Origin of the sequence: Martinezella lusitana, assembly GCF_010668395.1 — a bacterium.
Taxonomy (GTDB): Bacteria; Pseudomonadota; Alphaproteobacteria; order Rhizobiales; family Rhizobiaceae; genus Rhizobium; species Rhizobium lusitanum_A.
Genome location: NZ_WUEY01000004.1, coordinates 302,761 through 318,680 on the forward strand (window position 1 = coordinate 302,761; position 15,920 = coordinate 318,680).

Consider the following 15,920-nt stretch of genomic DNA (forward strand, 5'->3'; position numbering starts at 1 on the left):
ACGTCAAGTCCCTTGCTGATATGGGGATTGGAGACGACTTGTCAGAGACTGGCCAGGCAGAGGAAAAGAAAAACAGATCGATCCGTCCTCTCGGACGACTGACGCCATACCTCAGGCGATATCGAGGCATGGTGGCCGGAGCGCTCGTTTCGCTCGTGATTGCCGCCGTCACCTCTCTTGCTCTGCCGGTCGCCGTCCGGCGCATGATCGATCACGGCTTCGATCAGGTCGACCGAGGTCTGATCGACAGCTACTTTGTCGCGATCATGATCATGGCCCTGCTGCTCGCTGCGGCGAGCGCGCTGCGCTACTATTTCGTCATCTCCATCGGCGAGCGGATCGTCTCCGACATGCGCCGCGAAGTCTTCGATCACGTCACGCGGCTGTCGCCCTCCTTCTTCGATGTCAATCAGTCGGGCGAGATCGTCTCGCGGCTGACGGCCGACACGACTCAGATCAAGTCCGCGGTCGGCGCCACGGCTTCCGTCGCGCTGCGCAACCTCATTCTCTGTCTCGGCGCCGTGATCATGATGATCGTCACCAGCCCGAAGCTCTCGAGCATCGTCCTGATCGCCATCCCGATCATCGTGCTGCCGCTGGTCAGCTTCGGCCGTTCCGTGCGCAAGCGCTCGCGCGCCGCCCAGGATACCCTGGCGCAGGCGTCGGCCTATGCCAACGAAACCATCGCGGCCAACCGCACCATACAGGCTTATAATGGCGAGGCCGCCGCCTCTAAGCGCTACGGCGGCGCGGTCGAGGACGCCTATCAGGCGGCGCGCGCGGCGATCAAATCCCGCTCGCTGCTGACAGGCTTCGCCATTGCCATGGTCTTCGGCAGCATTGTCGCGGTTCTCTGGGTTGGCGCGCAGAACGTGCTTGCCGGCACGATGTCGGCCGGAACGCTCGGCCAATTCCTGCTCTATTCCGTCATCGCCGGCTCCTCGCTCGGTTCGCTGTCGGAAGTCTGGGGCGAGCTGTCGCAGGCGGCAGGCGCGGCCGACCGCCTGGGCGAGCTGCTGGCCGAAGTATCGCCGATCGCGCCTCCGGCCAATCCCCTGCCCTTGCCGCAACCGCCGCAGGGCCGCGTCGAATTCTCCGACGTCCATTTCTTCTATCCGTCGCGGCCGGGCAGATCCGCGCTGCACGGGCTCTCCTTCTCGGTGAAGCCCGGCGAGACGGTTGCGATCGTCGGAGCATCGGGTGCGGGGAAGAGCACCGTCTTTTCGTTGCTGCTGCGCTTTTACGATCCGCAGAAAGGCCGCGTCGCCGTAGACGGCGTCGATGCCCGCGACGTCCTGCCGGAGGCCTTGCGCGAGCGCATCGCCATCGTGCCTCAGGACACCACGATCTTTGCCGCCTCCATCCATGACAACATCGCCTTCGGCCGCCCGGACGCCTCGCGCGACGACGTGCGCGCCGCCGCCATCGCGGCACAGGCGGACGAGTTCATCTCGCGCCTGGAGACCGGATACGACACTCAGGTCGGCGAACGGGGCGTCACGCTTTCCGGCGGCCAGCGGCAACGCATCGCCATCGCCCGCGCCATACTGAAGAATGCGCCGATCCTCCTGCTCGACGAGGCGACCTCCGCCCTCGATGCCGAGAGCGAAACCCTTGTTCAGAAAGCGCTGGAAGGCCTGATGGAGGGACGCACCACCCTCGTCATCGCCCATCGTCTCGCCACCGTGCTCAAGGCCGACCGCATTCTGGTGCTAGACCAGGGTCGCATCGTCGAGGAAGGCACGCATCAAAGCCTGATCCGTCACGGCGGCATTTACGCCAAGCTCGCACGCCTGCAGTTCGATGCCGGCATAGAAGAACACATGCTCATTGCAAAATAGCGATCGCCGGGTAAGTCGCGTCCAATACAACCTTGTGGCAATAGCTTTGGAATTGAGCTAGATTTTCGACGTTATCTCGCGCTGACGCGATTCTAGGAGACGAAAGCCATGTATAAATTTGAAGTCTACAAGGACAAGGCCGGCGAGTTTCGCTTCCGCTTTAAGGCCTCTAACGGCGAAACCATGTTCGGTTCCGAAGGCTACAAGGCGAAGGCCTCGGCCCTGCATGCCATCGAGTCCATCAAGGCTCACGTCGGCGGCGCCGTCATCGACGATCAGACCATCGCTACCGCCTAAGACTTTCGCGTCAAGCGTCTGCTGTAAAGCCACTCACGGCCGGCTGCCTCTCGGGCATGCCGGCCGTTTTGTCTTTGCGAAAAGAAATTTCGAAAAATCCGGCCGCCTCTGTCGAAATCATCCTCGTCCGCGGCTCATTGTATCGAAGCGGCAGGATGTCGTTTCGCGGGCAGCGTTTGCTCATTCTGGAATCAGGTCCACAATGATGCCGCCGTCCGGTTCGTAAGCCAACACAGAGAACGGGAGTAGCTCCATGCAGTACGCCTTGATTATCCGGGAAGCACCCGAGGATTTCAAACGCCGCGAAGACCCTGCCTACAAGAATGGCTGGGTGGCCTATACCCAGGCCCTTGTCCAGGCCGGCATCATGACCGGCGGCGCCGGGCTCACTCCGCCTGAGACGGCAACCGTCATCCGCCGCCGCGGTGAGGATCATGACGTGCAGGACGGCCCTTTCCCGGAGGGCAAGGAGCAGCTCGGCGGCTTCTATCTCATCGACGTGCCGGATCTCGATGCGGCGCTGGAATGGGCCGTGCGGGTGCCGATCTCGCAGCAGGGTTCGGTCGAGGTCCGGCCGCGCCTGCAGATGTAGGCCTTCATGCTATCCGATGCTCAACGCGCCACCGAACGGGTGGCGCGCCAATCATACGGCAAGCTGATCGCTTTTCTCGCCGCGCGCTCGCATGATGTGCCGGCAGCGGAGGATGCCTTGTCCGAAGCGATCGCGGCGGCGCTGCGCAGCTGGCCGGACCGTGGCGTTCCAGACAGCCCGGAAGCCTGGCTGCTGGTCGCCGCGCGGCGCAACCTGCTTCGCGGCGCCAGGCATGAGACCGTCAAAGCCGCGGGCCGGGCCGGAATAGCGATGGCGATGGAAGAGGCGGAGGAACGTATGAATGCGGATCATCCAACCTTTCCGGACGAGCGGCTGAAACTCCTCTTCGCCTGCACCCACCCCGCCATCGACGCCTCGATACACGCGGCATTGATGCTTCAAACCGTGCTCGCCATCGATGCGGCCACCATAGCAAAGGCTTTCATCCTTTCACCGGAGGCCATGAGCCAGAGGCTCGTTCGCGCAAAGATCAAAATTCGCGATGCGCGCATTCCCTTCATCGTTCCGGAGCAGCCCCTGCTGCCGGACCGGCTGGCCGGAGTGCTTGCGGCGATCTATGCCGCCTATGGCCTCGGATGGGAGGGGCTCGGAGACAACGAGAAGCAGGGATCGCTGGCGGAAGAAGCCATCTGGCTTGGCCGCGCGTTGAACGCCACGCTGCCTCAGGAACCGGAAGCGATGGGTCTGCTGTCGCTCATGCTCTATAGTCAATCCCGCCATGGCGCACGCCGGAATGCGAACGGAGACTACATACCGCTTGATGAGCAGGATACGGCCCTGTGGAACGCTGCAATGATCGCCGAAGCCGATGATCTTCTACGGCAAGCAGGCGCTTTCGCTCGCTTCGGACCGTTTCAGTGCCTGGCCGCGATTCAGTCCGTACATGCGGAGCGGCGGCGCTTCGGCACGACCGACTGGCGAGCGCTTGCCAAGCTTTACGAGGCACTTCTGATGATGAAGCCGACGACGGGCGCGCGCATCAGTCACGCAGCCGTTGTCGCCAGGGTGCGGGGTGCCGCCGCCGGGCTGGAACTCCTGAACCGGATGGCCGAGCGGGATATCGTCAACTATCAGCCCTATTGGGCCGTTCGGGCGCATCTACTGTCCGAAGCCGGCGATGTGGAACATGCGATGAGCGCGTACCGCACGGCGATCGGATTGAGCAGCAGCGAGGCGGTGCGGCGATTCCTGCTGCAACGCCTCGAGTCCATTTCACCCGGAAATGGCTAAAGCGACTATTTTTCCGTCAGTTTCAGCTCGATGCGACGGTTGGTGGCGCGCGCATCCGGCGTGTCGCCAGGTGCGATCGGCTGGAATTCGCCAAAGCCCGCCGCAACCAGCCTGTCGGCGGGAACGCCCTGCGCGATCAGGAACTTGACGACGGCGATGGCGCGGGCCGACGACAGTGCCCAGTTATCCGGATAGCGGCCGTTGCCCGAAAGCGGCACGTTGTCCGTATGGCCGTCGACGCGCAGGACCCAGTTGATTTCAGGCGGAATTTCCTTGGCGAGATCGATCAGTGCCGCCGCAAGCTTTGCCATCTCCGCCTGACCGGCAGGATTGAGATCCGCCGCGCCGGACGGGAACAGGACTTCGGATTGGAAGACGAAACGGTCGCCGACGATGCGGATATTGTCGCGGTCGGAGAGGATTTCGCGCAGCCGGCCGAAGAAGTCGGAGCGATAACGGTTCAGCTCCTGGACACGCTGCGCCAGCGCCACGTTCAGCCGACGCCCGAGATCGGCGATCTTCACCTGCGATGACTGGTCCTTGGTCTCCGATGCCTGAAGAGCCGCTTCCACCGCGGCAATCTGGCTGCGCAGCGCGGCGATCTGCTGATTGAGCAGATCGACCTGGCTCAGAGCCCGCACGCTCACCTGCTTCTGCTCATCCAGTTCCTGCGAAAGCGTACCGGCTCGCTGCTCGGCGGCCTGGCTGTTGCCGGAACCCGTGGCAAGCAGGGCCTGCAGCCGTGAACGCTCGCTCTCGGCCGATGACAGCGATGCCTGCAGATTGGCGACGGCATCCTCGAGATCCTGCTTGCCACTTTTCTCCAGCGCCAGTTGCTGCACCAGATCGTTGATACGGCTGTTCAGGCGGGTAAGCACCTCGTCACGTCCGGAAATCTCGCGACTGAGGATGAATTGGCCGACGACGAAGACCGTCAGCAGGAACATGATGGCCATCAGCAGCGTGGAGAGCGCATCGACGAAACCGGGCCAGTAGTCGACGCTTCTCTGGTGGCGTCGGTTGCGGGCGAGCGCCATGGCTTACTTGCTCCCGGTCTTCTCGGTGTGGCCGATGCGGTCGGCGAGGCGGTCGAGCGTGCGGCGCATCGATTTCGCCTCTTCCTGCTGCGCCTCGATCCAGTCACGCAGCATCTGCTGTTCGTTGCGCATGTTCTTGACCAGGCCCTGGATGCCTTCGGCAAGGTTCGCCATGGCCGTTACCGAACGCTGGCCACCGCCTTCCTCGGCAATCTTGCGCAGATAGTCCGACAATGCCCGCACGTCCTCCGAGGACGCGCCGGCGGCACTTTCGATGACCGGGGCAAGATCGGAGCCGACATCGGTGACGGAAGACAGCCAGTTTTCAAGTTCGGTATAGAAGCGGTTCTGCGCGCGACCGGCCTGCAGATCAAGGAAGCCGAGGATCAGCGAGCCGGAAAGGCCGAGCAGCGACGACGAAAACGCCGTGCCCATGCCGACCAGCGGACCGGAAAGGCCGGATTTCAGGGCGCTCAGAATATCGCCGCTGTCGCCGGTGCCGGCATCGAGCCCCTGGATGACGTCGTTGATGGAGCCGATGGTCCCGATCAAACCCCAGAAGGTGCCGAGCAGGCCGAGAAAGACGAGCAGGCCGATGAGATAACGCGACGTATCTCGTGATTCGTCGAGGCGCGTGGCGATCGAGTCGAGGATGGAGCGTAGCGTCGCCGTCGACAGCTGCATGGCGCGGCGGTTGCCGAGCAGCGCCCGCATCGGCGCCAGGAGCCGTGGATTGCGACCGACCTTGTCCGCATCGCCGACCGCGCGGAAATGATTGAACCAGCGAACTTCCGGCCTCAGCATCAGCACATGATTGAAGACCAGCAGGATACCAACGGCCAGCACGCCCAGAATCAGGCCATTCAGGCCGGGATTGTGCATGAAGGCGACCTGGGCTTGCCGAAACAGGATGGAGACGATGAAACCGACGATGATCAGGAAAAGGATCATCGTCCAGAAGAAGGCCATCGGGCTTGAGAGCTTGTAGGCGTAGCTGCCCGATACGTTGTCGGTCGATCCCAGATCCGACAGATTCACATTTTCCATTATACGCTCCGCCACCGCATTTTCCGCAGCCGGAGACTAGAGCAACATTGCGCCGAATTGAAGAGACGGAAAGCACAAAACAGCCCGTTGGCAACAGACTGTTTTACCGCTCGAAAAGCAGCCGAAGCTAAACTTATTTCGTTGGGACAGGCCGCTTGACCACTTCGGCAAGCGCCTTCTGGATGTGCTCGTTGCCGCAGATGATCGAATTCGTGCCGAGCATGTCGGTGCCGCCATGGAAATCCGAAACGAAACCACCGGCTTCACGGACGAGCAGGATGCCGGCTGCGATGTCCCAGGGAGACAGGCCGGTTTCCCAGAAGCCGTCGAAGCGGCCGGCCGCCACATAGGCGATATCGAGCGATGCTGAGCCGAGGCGGCGAACGCCGGCGACTTCGCCCATGACATGGCGCAGCTCGACGAGGAACTTGCCATGATTGCCGCGGCCGAGGTGCGGAACGCCGCAGCCGATGACGCTATCCGACAGCACGCGGCGCGCAGCAACGCGCAAGCGGCGGTCGTTGAGGAATGCGCCGCCGCCGCGTTCGGCCGTATAGAGTTCGTCTGTCGCCGGGTTGAACGTGACGCCGGCGACGATTTCGCCGTTGCGCTCCAGGGCGATCGAGACGGCAAACAGCGGAATGCCGTGCAGGAAGTTGGTCGTGCCGTCCAGCGGATCGACGATCCAGCGATGCGCGCCGTCCGTGCCCGGCACCTCTTCGCCTTCCTCGCCGAGGAACCCGTAGGTCGGGCGTGCCTTCAACAGCTCGTCGCGGATGATCTTCTGCGCCTTCAAATCCGCCTGGCTGACGAAATCGCCCGGTCCCTTCACCGAAACCTGCAGGTTCTGCACTTCGCCGAAATCGCGGCTGAGTGACTTGCCTGCCTTGAGGGCAGCCTGAACCATGACATTGAGAAGAGCAGAACGGGCCATCGGGTTTCCTTGGATAATGCAGAAAGCGCTGATCGGGCCTGAAAGAAGGCCCCGACGGAGCGGGAGCGTCAGCGAAATAAAAGATTGGCGGCCTCAAGACCATAAAATCGGGAGAATTTCAAGTGGTGAGGCTATGACACGCGCAAACTGACCTCACATCAGCCCCGATACGATCGAATTTGGCCCACCGCTACTGCGCGCGACGGAACTTGTTGGCGGCGTCGATGGCCGCTTTCTGCTGATAGTCCTCGATGCCCTGATAGAAATCCTCAAGCTCGGGATCCTTCAGACCGGCGCGGCGGGAAATGACATACCATGTGGCCGCGGCCACCGGATCCTGCTTCGTGCCGATCGCATTGATATAAAGATGCGCCAGCTTGTTCTGCGCGACGACGTTGCCGCGATAGGCGGCAACGCGCATCCAGTTGAAGCCGTCTTCCAGGTCCTGTTTGCCGCCGGTGCCGTTGATCAGCCAGATGCCCATGTCGAGCTGCGCGGTATCGAAGCCGGCATTGGCTGCGCGCGACAACCATTCACGGGCGCGCGCCTTCTTCTCAGGCGGCAGATCGGGAAGATTGAGATAAAGCTGCGAGACGGCATATTGCGCATCGGCAATGCCCTGCTCGGCGGACTTCTCATAATAGGGAAGCGCCATCTGCAGGCCCTTCAGGCCCGGATTTTCCGCCGTCAGCATCTGGGCCACATTGAATTCGGCGGAAGGCTGCCCGGCATCGGCCGCTTTCCTCATCCATTCATCCGCCTTCTTCTTGTCGCGGGGAACATCGCGCCCTTCGATCAGCATCAGCGCATATTTGAACATCGAGGTCGGATCTCCGCCCTCGGCCGCCTTGCTATACCAGAAGGCCGCATCCTTGGGGTCGCGCTTGACGCCCAAGCCCTGCGACATCAGCTCCGCGATCAGGGTCTGTGCCGCCGGATCGCCGAGCTGCGCGCGTGGCAGCGCCTTTTGAAACGCCGTCAGGTAGTAGCCGCGCTGGAAGGCGCCGTAGGCGTCGTCGACCTTGCCCGTAAACGGCTTTTCCGGCGGCAGATCCGGCAGGTTGGCTCCCATGCGCTCGAAGACGCCAACGCCTTGCGATGGCTTGACGCCACCGTCGGCCTTCGGTTCGGCTCCCGGCTGGATGTTCTCGGTCTTGAAGCTGCCGGCATCTGCGCCCAGCGGCCGCGTCACGATGCTGCTGTCGCGCGCCGGCGCGTCCGGCACGGTGGATTCGTCGTCGGGTTGCGCCTGCTCATCCGGCCGAGCGCCCTTTTCCGCCGGCGCCGCAACACCCGGCAGCGACGTATCGCCATTGCTCGATTGCGCTGCGGCCAGCAAGGGAAATGACGCAAGCCCGGCTGCAAGCACGGCAACAAAGGATCGATGGCGGAATCGAGGCATCAACGACATGAATCGCTATCAATCCTCAAACCGTGGCGCTTTTTCGTCGAGAAGCGCATTCACTTCGGCAACGATCGACGGGGCCGCTGCGGGATCGGCAAAAACCGCCGCGTGCAGCGCAACGAACTCGGCACCCGTCAAAGCCACATCCAGGGCCGATTTCGGATCGGTGCCGCCCATGACGACGCAGGGGATCTCGATCATCGAGGCCCACCATTCGCCCAGCGCCAGATTTTTCGGATGCGCCTCTGGCTTGATATCGCCATCCAGCTTGCCGAAAAAGATATAGTCCGGCCGCAGCTCGCCGATTTCCAGAGCGCTGTGCCTGTCGGCCGCGCTGCCACCGCCGACGATCAGCTTCGGCACGAATTTTTCCACGGCCTCGGCAAGCTCCGGAAACTTGCCGGCAATATGCAACCCGTCGGCCTTGACGCGGCCCGCCACGCGGCTGTCGCCGGCAATCAGCGCCGCGGCACCGGCCGCCTGCACCACCGGCACCAGCTTCTCCGCATGTTTCTGGAACGTCCCGTCATCGAGACCATATTGAGGAATGATCACCGAGGCGACGTCCCCGCCCCTGAGAGCATCGGTCACCGCTTTCGTCTTCTGCTCGATATCGGCAATATCGGGAACGATGAGAACGAGGCGGCAACGATCTTCGGGCACGGTCATACGAGCTTCCATTGTTTCGGCTTCCATCGTCAGCGATGGCACACCGGTTCGATAGTCGTGAGTAAATCCGTTAGCTCTCTCTGACAAGAGGCAGCGTCCGAAACCGCCTGTCCGCACGAAAACGAATTGCTCCCGCAACCGCAGCAATCTGCGGGATCGCACAATATATCGTGCAGCGCACAATTAGCTTGCCGCCCTTTGGCGTTTGACGTAGCTTTCCGCCATGTCGACCATGGACCCCTTCGCAGCCATCGCGGATCCGAACCGGCGTCACCTGCTGGAGGAGTTGCGCCGCGCACCCAAAACGGTCAACGAACTGGCGCAGGGCCTGCCGATCAGCCGGCCGGCGGTTTCGCAGCATCTCAAGGCGCTGCTCGACAGCAATCTCGTATCCGTCACCAACGAAGGCACGAAACGCATATACGCGGTCAACAGCCGCGGTTTCGACAAGCTCAATCTATGGCTGGATCAGTTCTGGTCCTGAGCCTTCGCTTTGCCGACATTCTGGAAAAATTGCGAAATCGCTGAGATATCGGACGGGGAACGATGCCTCGAAAGTGGTTGGTCCGACTTACTCTGGTCCGAACGATGGGAGCCATGCCCGAACCGTCCTCTAGCGGGAAAATTGCGCCAGCCCCTACTTTCGACGCTATGAAGCCGGCGCATCCGTTTTAACGGAAATGCTCATCGATCCTGGCTGAAATTGCCTTGAGACCTTTCGATCTGCCTCTCTTGCCCCCAAGATCGATGGCTTTTTGAACTTTGAGGGCGTTACCTTAGTGAACTGAGGAACGCAGACGCTGGATTTCGTCCTTGACGCGCAGTTTCCTGCGTTTGATATCGGCTATTTCCGTATCATTGATAGAGGGAGATGACATTGCCATATGCAGCGCCTCCTCAAGCGCGACATGTTTCTTTTCGAGCGATTCAAGATGAGCTTGAACAGTCATATGACCCTTCCTTCCTCTGAAGAGCCTCAACCATCCATTCGCCGAGGCCCTAGGTGTCAACCCTCGCACTCTGCCATAACATCGAGCCTTTGTCGAAGGCGAAAACGTGTCCTATAGGCGGCAAATTCGTGATGAAGGATAACTTCCCGTTATCGTCATTTGATGATAGGAGCTTGCGAGATTCAGGAGGCGGGACGAATGCGATTCCGCAATATGCTGGGGAAAGAAACATGGCCGATCAGGAACAGGCGGAAATCAGGCTGATCGTGGCGCGTCTGCGTCAGGAACACGAGGATTATGACGCCGCAATCAATGCCATGATTCAGACGGGCTGCGATGCCCTTCGTATCCAGCGCATGAAGAAGAAGAAGCTCGTCATAAAGGACAAGCTGAGCAAGCTGGAAGACCAGATCATCCCCGACATCATAGCCTGAGGAGCAGAACGGAACGATGATGACCGAAAGACCGCCTGTCGCCATCATCATGGGAAGCCAGTCCGACTGGGAGACCATGAAGAATGCCGCGGACACTTTGGAAGCGCTTGAGATCACCTATGATGCGCGCATCATCTCCGCCCATCGCACACCCGACAGGCTGGTGAATTTTGCCAAGGGCGCAAGGGACGAGGGCTTCAAGGTCATCATCGCCGGCGCCGGCGGCGCGGCACATCTGCCGGGCATGGCCGCGTCGATGACGCCGTTGCCGGTCTTCGGCGTGCCGGTGCAATCCCGCGCGCTGTCCGGGCAGGATAGCCTCCTCTCCATCGTGCAGATGCCGGCCGGCATTCCTGTGGGAACGCTGGCGATCGGCAAGGCCGGCGCCGTCAACGCCGCCCTCCTTGCCGCGGCCGTCCTGGCGCTCGGTGACGAGGAAATCGCCGACCGGCTCGACGAATGGCGCGCGCGCCAGAGCGCTGCCGTTGCCGAATATCCGATGGACGACCTATGAGCGCGAAGACGATCGGCATCATCGGCGGCGGCCAGCTCGGCCGCATGCTGGCCATGGCGGCTGCGCGCCTGAATTTCCGCACCATCATCCTCGAACCGCAGGCGGACTGTCCGGCAGCCCAGGTCGCCAACGAACAGATCGCCGCCGCCTATGACGACGCGACAGCCCTTGCCGAACTGGCAAAGCTCTGCGACGTCGTGACCTATGAATTCGAGAACGTCCCGGTTTCCGCCGCCGAGGAACTGGCCTCGCGGGTAGCGGTCTATCCGCCGCCGAAAGCGCTGGAAATGGCGCAGGACAGGCTGACCGAGAAGCAGTTCATCAATGGCTGCGGCATCCCGACGGCCCGCTTCCATGCCGTCGACAGCCAGGCCGGCCTCGAAAAGGCTCTTTCCGACTTCGGCGGGCAAGGCGTGCTGAAGACCCGCCGCCTGGGTTACGACGGCAAGGGACAGCGCGTCTATCGCTCCGTCGCCGATAGCCCCGAGGGCGGCTACGCGGCATTGGGCAACGTGCCGCTGATTCTCGAAAGCTTCGTATCCTTCGAGCGCGAAATTTCCATCATCGCCGCCCGGGCGATCGACGGAACGGTTGCCTGCTACGACCCGGCCGAGAATGTTCACCGGAACGGCATTCTCCACACCTCCACGCTGCCATCGGGTATTTCGGAAAAGACGGCCGCCGCCGCCCGCGAAGCCGCGGAAAAGATATTGACGGCGCTCGGCTATGTCGGCGTCATCGGCATAGAGTTCTTCGTGCTTGCCGACGGCAGCCTGATTGCCAATGAAATGGCGCCGCGCGTCCATAATTCCGGTCACTGGACGGAAGCCGCCTGCGTCATCTCGCAATTCGAGCAGCATATCCGCGCCGTCGCCGGCCTGCCGCTCGGAAATCCCCGGCGGCATTCGGATTGCGTCATGACCAATCTGATCGGCGACGACATCCTGGCGCTGCCGGAATGGCTGCGTCTGGACGATACGCTCGTGCATCTTTATGGTAAGACCGAAGCACGGCCGGGCCGCAAGATGGGGCATGTTACCACCCTTGCACATGGAGCTTGAGAGCTGACTATAAAAACGCTCGCCTCGTTCCGAGAATTCTTAAGGACCGGAGTTTTAGGTACCATAAGGCCAGGATTGACCATATCCGAGGTGGTAGCTGCGCTGGGCGCTCCCAGCAAACTCGGAACGAGATCGGACGGGGGCGTACCTCTCTACTGGTGTTATGGAAAACTGGAAATCCAGTTCGATACAGATGCGCCATATAGAGCGAACTGGTTCCAGATCGAATGGGCAGGCGATCTGGAAGGCGACTTCGAGATTTTCACAAGCAATTTGGTCCTCGCCTTGGGTGGACTCACCGGCCGCGCGACGCCGCTAGGCTTTTTGTCCGCGGATATATGGCACCCATCGGACGTAGCCGTATATTTTGTCGAGATTGCCGGGGACATTACCGTCAATCTGCTGGTCGGAAAGGTGCAGTTGGTCTTTCGCGTTGATCAGACGTTCTTGAGCGACAAGGACCCCAAGATCTATTTGGCGAAGAATGCGATCGCAGACATTGTTCGAGGCATCGACTCACATTGTGAATTAGACAGCATTTATTCCTATTCGTCGGAGCTGGAAGCAGAAACAAGCAGCCGTCGCGCGCGACGTCAAATTTCCGGAACCAGCTATAAAAGTGCTTTGCTACATCCCGAGAGCTAAAGGTGCCCGCGCTAATAAAGCGTCAAACGACCGACTTTTACCTTGCATATTCGACGATCCCACCCCAAAAGTAGCGCCGTGTGGTTGACAGGCCCAGTATGACAGGGTATTTGCTCCCCACCCTAAAGAGCGCGCCCTGAGCGCGCTTTTGATTGTTAAAGACACGGGCGAATGTGACATTCCCCCTCGAACATCGCGGATCAGAAAAATGAAGATCAAGAATTCGCTCAAGTCGCTCAAGGCGCGCCATCGTGACAACCGTCTCGTCCGCCGCAAGGGCCGCATCTACATCATCAACAAGCTGAACCCGCGCTACAAGGCTCGTCAGGGCTGATTTAGCGCGCGGCTCGGATCCTGTGGGTCCGGCGCTCAGTTTTAGTTGATCGCATCAAATTTGTTTTGATCTTCGACATTGGCGGGCTACTATGCCCGCCATGCGCGTTTTTGCTTTGTCATATCTAGCCCTGCCGATTCTGCTTGCCTTGATTGCCACCGCCCCCCATGCGGCGCTGGCGGATGAGACGAGCCAAGTGGAAAAGACCGATCCCGGTGATTCCTCCGGCAGCCTGTCGCCCAAGCAGCAGCTCGACAATCTGTTCACGGCCCTGAAGCGCCAGCGCGATCCGGATCAGGCCAACCTGATCGCGGAACAGATCAATACCCAGCTCAGCGATTCCGGCAGCGCCACGATCAATCTTCTGATGCAGTGGGCCGACAAGGCCATCCAGGACAAGCGCAATTTCGCTGCCATGGACTATCTGGATCAGGTGATTTCGCTGAAGCCCGACTATGTCGAAGGCTGGAATCGCCGGGCGACGCTGAACTTCGCCATCGGCGACTACCGCAAATCCATGGAAGACATCAATCAGGTCCTGCGCATCGAGCCGCGCCATTTCGGCGCGCTGGCCGGCATGGCGGCGATCTTGACCGAACGCGGCAACGACGCGCTTGCCCTGAAGGCCTGGGAGCGCTTTCTGGAGGTCTATCCGGCGAATCGGTCGGCCCAGGAAGAAGCGGACAAGCTGTCGGAAAAGATTGCCGGAAGCCGCACCTGACGTCTTAGCCGCGGCTTTGCCCGTCCCGCCATTCGAATCAGGCAGGAAGGGATGAAAAGCCGCAACAATGCGCTAGATAAGTAGCTCGAGATATTTGATCCGTGCCGCAATGATCGATTCTTTGCTCGCCTCCGTTGTCATGCTTCTTGTCGTCGCTGCAGGCTTTTCCGCCTACAAGACGCGCGCCATCGAGCAGACCTATCCCAATATCGGCGAACTGACCGATATCGGCGGCTATCGCCTCAACGCCGTGCACTTGCCGCGCCCGGTAACGGCGGACCTGCCGGCCCTGGTGTTCATCCATGGCGCCAGCGGCAATCTGCGCGATCAGTTGGAAGCGTTTGCAGCGCCTTTGAGCGGCCGCGCCGAAATGCTGTTCGTCGATCGTCCCGGCCATGGCTATTCCGAGCGCGGAACGGCCGAAAACGCCCTTCCCTCCGGCCAGGCGGATGCCATCGCGCGGTTGATGGACGAGCGCGGCATCAAGAGCGCCATCGTCATCGGCCACTCCTTCGGCGGCGCAATCGCCGCCGCCTTCGGCTTGCGCCATCCCGACAGGACCGAGGGGCTGCTCTTTCTCGCTCCGGCGACACATCCCTGGCCGGGCGGCGTCGACTGGTATTATACGCTCGCCGCCATGCCCGTCCTCGGCTGGCTCTTCACGCATCTGTTTGTCATTCCGATCGGCCTGCGCCGGGTCGAAACCGGCACGCTCAGCATCTTCCGCCCGAACGAGCGACCGGCGGACTACATCATGAAAACCGCGCCCGAACTGGTGCTGCGGCCACATACCTTCCGCAACAACGCCGCCGATGTGGTCAACCTCCTCGCCTATGTCTCCGCTCACGCGCCGCGCTATAGGGAGATCAAGGCGCCCACGGTCATCATTACCGGCGACAGCGACGATATCGTGCTCGAGGAACTGCACTCGCGCGGTCTTGCACGGGATATCGCCGGCGCCGAGCTCGTCACCATCCGCAATCTCGGCCACAAGCCGGACTACGTGACGACGGATGTCGCGATCGCCGCCATCGAACGGCTGGCCGGCCAGCCGCGCGATCTGCAAGAACTTGCCGCACAGGCAGAAATCCGCATCGCCAGCTTCGGCAGCGGTGCATCCGGGCGGCCATCGCCATCTCAGGCCGTAACGGCGTCGTAGTCACGCGCATCCTCGAACAGCCGGCTCTGCGGCACGGCCTCGACGGTCTGCCGCACCGACTGCAGGATGATCGATGCCAGTCGTTCCGTCGCCGGGCTCGCCTCCACCTCGGCGCGATGCAACACGAGATCCAGCTTCGGCAAAGACGGCAGGCCGGCCTCGCCCGGCATCAGTTGCCGAACCTTGTCAGGCAAGCCGAGCGGCGTGCGCAACGCCAGGCCGAGGCCGGCCGCCGTCGCCGCCCAAAGCCCCCCGAGGCTCGGGCTGACGAAGGATATCCGCCAGCCGATACCGGCACGATCGAGCGCCTTCGTGGCGATGTTCCGCAGTAGACACGGTGCCTCCAATGAGGCAAGCGGCATGGTCTCGCCGCTGTCGGCACGCCAGTGCACCGCGCCATTGGCCGGCCCGACCCAGCAGAGCGGTACCTCCGCAATACGATCCGTATGGGCCGTACGAAAGCCATCGCTCCAGGCAAGCGCCAGATCGAGCTTGCCGGACGTTACCCGCTCGACCAGCTCCACATTGCGCACGACGCGCGCCTCGATGCGCACCTTTGGATGCGCGCGCGCGAAACGTCCGAGCACTTCGGGCAGCAGCGTTTCCCCGAAATCCTCTTGCAAACCCAGGCGCACCCATCCCTCGAGCTCGGTTCCGTGCAGCGCGGTGGCCGCCTCGTCGTTGAGATCCAGCAGCCTGCGCGCATAGGCGAGCATCGTCTCGCCGGCCTCCGTCAACGCCAGGCCTCGGCCTGCCTTGCGGAAGATCGGAGCGCCCGCCTGCTCTTCCAGCCTCTTGAGCTGGGCACTGATCGCCGAGGTCGAACGCCCGAGCCGATCCGCCGCCTTGGCATAGCTGCCGAGGTCCATGCCGGTGACGAAGCTGCGCAGGACATCGAGATCGAAGATAACTTTCCGCATGGATAACCATCCATATTTTTGGGACTATTAGTCCAGAATTTTCCAATTTTCAGGATGATTATCTCGTGGCAATCTATGCTCGTCAAGTGACACACAGACAGGAGCATCC

19 protein-coding genes are annotated in these 15,920 nt (G+C 61.5%); 12 read left to right on the plus strand and 7 right to left on the minus strand.

Annotated features, from left to right (window positions below; genetic code table 11):
• The first annotated feature begins 20 nt into the window (after window positions 1-20).
• From GR212_RS11515 to GR212_RS11530, 4 genes are all read left to right on the plus strand, one after another.
• Window positions 21-1,841: an ABC transporter transmembrane domain-containing protein gene (locus GR212_RS11515; RefSeq protein WP_432444363.1), complete on the plus strand. Its 1,821-nt coding sequence runs from the start codon at window positions 21-23 to the stop codon at window positions 1,839-1,841.
• Between the two features lie 108 nt (window positions 1,842-1,949).
• Entirely contained in the window at window positions 1,950-2,138 is a 189-nt protein-coding gene (locus GR212_RS11520) for a YegP family protein (RefSeq protein ID WP_068400257.1), read from the plus strand.
• Window positions 2,139-2,391: 253 nt separating this feature from the next.
• Window positions 2,392-2,730 (plus strand): YciI family protein, encoded by a 339-nt coding sequence (locus tag GR212_RS11525; protein ID WP_163986654.1) that lies wholly within the window; start codon window positions 2,392-2,394, stop codon window positions 2,728-2,730.
• A gap of 6 nt (window positions 2,731-2,736) precedes the next feature.
• The gene (locus GR212_RS11530) at window positions 2,737-3,981 is read left to right on the plus strand and encodes an RNA polymerase sigma factor (RefSeq protein ID WP_163986656.1); all 1,245 of its coding nucleotides are present in this window, start codon (window positions 2,737-2,739) and stop codon (window positions 3,979-3,981) included.
• 5 nt (window positions 3,982-3,986) lie between these two features.
• On the opposite strand, the gene GR212_RS11535 is transcribed toward GR212_RS11530, so the two are convergent.
• The 5 genes from GR212_RS11535 to GR212_RS11555 form a co-directional block, all read right to left on the minus strand.
• Window positions 3,987-5,018, minus strand: coding sequence for a peptidoglycan -binding protein (locus GR212_RS11535; protein ID WP_163986658.1), 1,032 nt, complete (start codon window positions 5,016-5,018; stop codon window positions 3,987-3,989).
• A 3-nt stretch (window positions 5,019-5,021) separates the two neighbouring features.
• Window positions 5,022-6,065: a flagellar motor protein MotA gene (locus GR212_RS11540; protein WP_163986659.1), complete on the minus strand. Its 1,044-nt coding sequence runs from the start codon at window positions 6,063-6,065 to the stop codon at window positions 5,022-5,024.
• Between the two features lie 133 nt (window positions 6,066-6,198).
• Window positions 6,199-6,999, minus strand: a complete 801-nt coding sequence (locus GR212_RS11545; RefSeq protein WP_163986661.1) for an inositol monophosphatase family protein — start codon at window positions 6,997-6,999, stop codon at window positions 6,199-6,201.
• 190 nt (window positions 7,000-7,189) lie between these two features.
• The gene (locus GR212_RS11550) at window positions 7,190-8,410 is read right to left on the minus strand and encodes a tetratricopeptide repeat protein (RefSeq protein WP_163986663.1); all 1,221 of its coding nucleotides are present in this window, start codon (window positions 8,408-8,410) and stop codon (window positions 7,190-7,192) included.
• A gap of 9 nt (window positions 8,411-8,419) precedes the next feature.
• The gene (locus GR212_RS11555) at window positions 8,420-9,073 is read right to left on the minus strand and encodes a thiamine phosphate synthase (RefSeq protein ID WP_163986665.1); all 654 of its coding nucleotides are present in this window, start codon (window positions 9,071-9,073) and stop codon (window positions 8,420-8,422) included.
• Window positions 9,074-9,296: 223 nt separating this feature from the next.
• Here GR212_RS11555 and GR212_RS11560 point away from each other — a divergent pair, with 223 nt between their 5' ends.
• A complete protein-coding gene (locus GR212_RS11560; RefSeq protein WP_015341040.1) occupies window positions 9,297-9,557 on the plus strand; it encodes an ArsR/SmtB family transcription factor in 261 nt (86 codons plus the stop codon).
• A 292-nt stretch (window positions 9,558-9,849) separates the two neighbouring features.
• Here GR212_RS11560 and GR212_RS11565 read toward each other — a convergent pair whose 3' ends face one another.
• On the minus strand, window positions 9,850-10,023 hold the full coding sequence (locus GR212_RS11565; RefSeq protein ID WP_163986666.1) for a YdcH family protein: 174 nt from the start codon (window positions 10,021-10,023) through the stop codon (window positions 9,850-9,852).
• A gap of 230 nt (window positions 10,024-10,253) precedes the next feature.
• Here GR212_RS11565 and GR212_RS11570 point away from each other — a divergent pair, with 230 nt between their 5' ends.
• From GR212_RS11570 to GR212_RS11600, 7 genes are all read left to right on the plus strand, one after another.
• Entirely contained in the window at window positions 10,254-10,457 is a 204-nt protein-coding gene (locus tag GR212_RS11570) for a YdcH family protein (protein WP_112800742.1), read from the plus strand.
• Window positions 10,458-10,476: 19 nt separating this feature from the next.
• Window positions 10,477-10,971 carry a 5-(carboxyamino)imidazole ribonucleotide mutase gene (purE, locus tag GR212_RS11575; RefSeq protein WP_106999120.1) on the plus strand — a complete coding sequence of 165 codons (495 nt, stop codon included), beginning with the start codon at window positions 10,477-10,479 and terminating at the stop codon, window positions 10,969-10,971.
• On the plus strand, window positions 10,968-12,032 hold the full coding sequence (locus GR212_RS11580) for a 5-(carboxyamino)imidazole ribonucleotide synthase (protein WP_163986668.1): 1,065 nt from the start codon (window positions 10,968-10,970) through the stop codon (window positions 12,030-12,032). Before purE ends, GR212_RS11580 begins: the two co-directional genes overlap by 4 nt.
• A 75-nt stretch (window positions 12,033-12,107) precedes the next feature.
• The gene (locus GR212_RS11585; protein WP_163986670.1) at window positions 12,108-12,677 is read left to right on the plus strand and encodes a hypothetical protein; all 570 of its coding nucleotides are present in this window, start codon (window positions 12,108-12,110) and stop codon (window positions 12,675-12,677) included.
• A 208-nt stretch (window positions 12,678-12,885) separates the two neighbouring features.
• Entirely contained in the window at window positions 12,886-13,011 is a 126-nt protein-coding gene (gene ykgO / locus GR212_RS11590) for a type B 50S ribosomal protein L36 (protein WP_003582204.1), read from the plus strand.
• A 91-nt stretch (window positions 13,012-13,102) separates the two neighbouring features.
• Window positions 13,103-13,732 carry a hypothetical protein gene (locus GR212_RS11595; RefSeq protein WP_163986672.1) on the plus strand — a complete coding sequence of 210 codons (630 nt, stop codon included), beginning with the start codon at window positions 13,103-13,105 and terminating at the stop codon, window positions 13,730-13,732.
• 109 nt (window positions 13,733-13,841) lie between these two features.
• Window positions 13,842-14,891 carry an alpha/beta fold hydrolase gene (locus tag GR212_RS11600; protein ID WP_163986674.1) on the plus strand — a complete coding sequence of 350 codons (1,050 nt, stop codon included), beginning with the start codon at window positions 13,842-13,844 and terminating at the stop codon, window positions 14,889-14,891.
• Here GR212_RS11600 and GR212_RS11605 read toward each other — a convergent pair.
• Window positions 14,870-15,811 carry a LysR substrate-binding domain-containing protein gene (locus tag GR212_RS11605; protein ID WP_163986675.1) on the minus strand — a complete coding sequence of 314 codons (942 nt, stop codon included), beginning with the start codon at window positions 15,809-15,811 and terminating at the stop codon, window positions 14,870-14,872. The genes GR212_RS11600 and GR212_RS11605 overlap by 22 nt on opposite strands.
• Window positions 15,812-15,920 lie beyond the last annotated feature (109 nt).